Origin of the sequence: Streptomyces sp. 13-12-16 (assembly GCF_002114215.1) — a bacterium.
Taxonomy (GTDB): Bacteria; Actinomycetota; Actinomycetes; order Streptomycetales; family Streptomycetaceae; genus Streptomyces.
This window is the reverse complement of the sequence record NZ_NCTE01000508.1, coordinates 1-2,972: the sequence shown is the minus strand read 5'-3', so window position 1 is coordinate 2,972 and position 2,972 is coordinate 1. Positions and strand designations below refer to the sequence as shown.

Below are 2,972 nucleotides of genomic sequence, written 5' to 3'. Positions count from 1 at the left end.
GGTCGTCGACGGCGCCCCCTTCACCGGCTTCGCCGGCATCCCCCGGTCCTGTACGACGCGTCCCCCGCCGCCGGGCCGGCCTCACCGCCACGCACCGGCGGGCCCTCCGCCCCGCTCCCCGGGACACCACCCGGCTCGGGACCGCCCACGCCCTCCGCCGGAACCCCTGCCGCCGTTCCGGCGGCCGAGCCGCCCGGTGGGGCCGTTCAGTCGCGGCGCAGCAGGACGAGCTCGCGGTTCATCTCACCGAGGAACCGGACGATCACCGTGAGCTCGTCGGGCGTGAAGCGGCCCCGCGCGGTGTCGGTGCTCCGCGCGAGCGGCCGGAAGTACTCCCTGGCCAGCTCTCTGGCCGCCTCCGCGAAGTGGAGGTGGACCACGCGACGGTCGTCGGCGGCCCTGACCCGGTGGATGTGCCCCGCCCGCTCCAGCCGGTCGACGCACGCGGTGACCGCGCCGGACGTGAGGTTGAGCTGCCTGCGCAGCCGACCGGGTGTCATGGGCTCGCCCGCTCCGTCCGGATCGGCGTCCAGGATCGCGATCAGGGCCTGCACATCGGTGAGGTGCAGGCCGTGCGCGTGGGCGAACTCCTGAGCGACACGGTTGAACTCGTTGTTCATCCGACGCAACAGCACGGCGAACGACTGCAACCCCGTCGGGTCGTTCACCTGAAGAGGTGTCGAAGGGGTATCCGGTCCACTCATGACTCCAGTATAGGATCACTCAACGATTGAGATACTCGACCATCGACACACTTCTTTCCACTGTTGAGGATGTTCATGAGAACCACACCGCGCTGGGCCCGGTGGGCCGTGCCCCTCGTTCTCCTGCTGGTCTGGCTGGGCGTGGGCGGAACGCTCGGGCCGTACGCGGGCAAGCTGGGCGAGGTGGCCACCAACGACCAGGCCTCCTTCCTGCCGCAGAGCGCCGAGTCCACCAAGGTCCTCGAGGAGCGTGAGGCGTTCGACCAGGCCGAGACCCTGCCGGCCATCGTGGTCTGGACGACGGACGGGGGCCGGGTCACCGAGGCGCAGCGGGCGGCCGCCACCGACTCCGTCGGCGCGCTCGCCGGGAGCACCGGGATCGTCGGCCGGCCGTCACCGGCCCTGCCCTCCGACGACGGCCGGGCGCTCCAGGCCGTCGTCCAGCTCGAGCCCGAGCTGGGTGAGGAACTGCCCGCGGTCCTCGACGAGGTGCGTGCGGCGGCGCGGAAGGTGCCGGGTGCGGAGGCGCAGATCGCCGGCCCGGCCGCGAGCCAGGCCGACCTGTCGGACGCGTTCGCGGGCATCGACGGACTGCTGCTGGGCGTGGCGCTCGCCGCCGTGCTGGTGATCCTCCTGCTCGTCTACCGCAGCGTCCTGCTGCCCTTCCTGATCATCCTCGGCTCCGTCTTCGCCCTGGGACTGGCCTGTGCCGTGGTCTACGCGCTGGCGGAACGGGACGTGGTCCGCGTCGACGGACAGGTGCAGGGCATCCTGTCCATCCTGGTGATCGGTGCCGCCACCGACTACGCCCTGCTGCTGGCCGCGCGCTTCCGCGAGGAACTCGCCGTGCGCGGGGACCGGGCCGCGGCCGCCCTGGCGGCGGTGCGGCGCTCGTTCGGCGCGATCACCGCGAGTGCCGCCACCGTGGCGCTCGGGCTGCTGGCCCTGCTCGCCAGTGACCTCACGAACAACCGCGCCCTCGGACCGGTCGGCGCCATCGGCATCGTGTGCGCCGTGCTCACCACGCTCACCTTCCTGCCTGCCGTGCTGGCCCTGCTCGGCCGTACCGCCTACTGGCCGTCCCGCCCGAAGGCGTCGGACGCGTCCGCGGAAGGCCACGCGGTATGGCGCCGGGTCGCCGCGCGGGTGGACGCGCGACCGCGCCTCACCTGGGTCGTGACCGGGCTCGTCCTCGCCGCCCTGGCGGCCTTCTCGCCCACGCTCTCCGCGAAGGGCGTGCCGCTCGACGAGATCTTCGTGAACGACGCTCCCTCCGTCGCCGCCCAGGAGACGCTCGGCGAGCACTTCCCCGGCGGCTCGGGCAACCCGGCCGTGATCATCGCCGGCGCCGACCGCGCCGAAGCGGTGACGGCCGCCGCGAAGGACACCGCGGGCGTGGCGTCGGCGGGCGCGGTCTCCGCCTCGGGGCAGCCCGGTGCCGGTGAGCCTCAGGTCGTGGACGGACGGGTCCGCATCGACGCCACGCTGGAGGCGACGGCGGACAGCGACGCGGCCAAGGAGACCATCGCGCGGCTGCGCGACAACGTGCACGCCGTCCCCGGGGCCGACGCCCTGGTCGGCGGATACACGGCACAGCAGTACGACACCCAGCAGACCGCCGCGCACGACCGCACGGTGATCGTCCCCGTCGTGCTCGGCATCATCCTGCTGATCCTCGTCCTGCTGCTGCGCTCGCTGCTCGTACCGGTGCTGCTGGTGGCGACCGTCGCGCTCAACTTCCTGGCGACGCTGGGGGTCTCCTCCCTCGTCTTCGAGCACGTCCTCGGCTTCAGCGGGACGGACGCGTCCGTCCCGCTCTACGGGTTCGTGTTCCTGGTGGCCCTCGGCGTCGACTACAACATCTTCCTGATGTCCCGGGTGCGCGAGGAGGCGCTCGCGCACGGCTCGCGGCAGGGTGTGCTGCGCGGACTGACCACGACCGGCGGCGTGATCACCTCGGCGGGCGTGGTGCTGGCCGCCACGTTCGCGGCCCTGACGGTCATCCCGCTGGCGTTCCTCGTGCAGATCGCCTTCATCGTGGCCTTCGGCGTACTGCTCGACACGCTCGTGGTCCGCTCGCTGCTGGTGCCCGCGCTCGTGATCGACATCGGCCCCCGCGCATGGTGGCCCAGCGCCCTGGCACGCGAGAACACCGCGCCCGCCGAGGAGCCGAAGCCGTCGGTGTAGGACCGCGCCGGTGACCGGGACGGCGCACGGCCCGGGCCGACGGCGGCGTCCGCCCGGCTCGGCCCCCCTTCCGCCGTGGCC

At 73.0% G+C, this 2,972-nt stretch carries 2 protein-coding genes; one reads left to right on the top strand and one right to left on the bottom strand.

The annotated features are described in order from the left end of the window. Positions 1-206: 206 nt before the first annotated feature. Positions 207-704 carry a MarR family winged helix-turn-helix transcriptional regulator gene (locus tag B7767_RS20400; RefSeq protein ID WP_085573456.1) on the bottom strand — a complete coding sequence of 166 codons (498 nt, stop codon included), beginning with the start codon at positions 702-704 and terminating at the stop codon, positions 207-209. A gap of 75 nt (positions 705-779) precedes the next feature. Between B7767_RS20400 and B7767_RS20395 the strand changes: the two genes are divergently transcribed. Beyond that, positions 780-2,891, top strand: a complete 2,112-nt coding sequence (locus B7767_RS20395; protein ID WP_085573455.1) for an MMPL family transporter — start codon at positions 780-782, stop codon at positions 2,889-2,891. Positions 2,892-2,972 lie beyond the last annotated feature (81 nt).

What these genes read in the sequence shown, in the direction of transcription:
- B7767_RS20400 (WP_085573456.1), bottom strand. Translation starts at nt 704, where the DNA reads ATGAGTGGACCGGATACCCCTTCGACACCTCTTCAGGTGAACGACCCG.
- B7767_RS20395 (WP_085573455.1), top strand. Translation starts at nt 780, where the DNA reads ATGAGAACCACACCGCGCTGGGCCCGGTGGGCCGTGCCCCTCGTTCTC.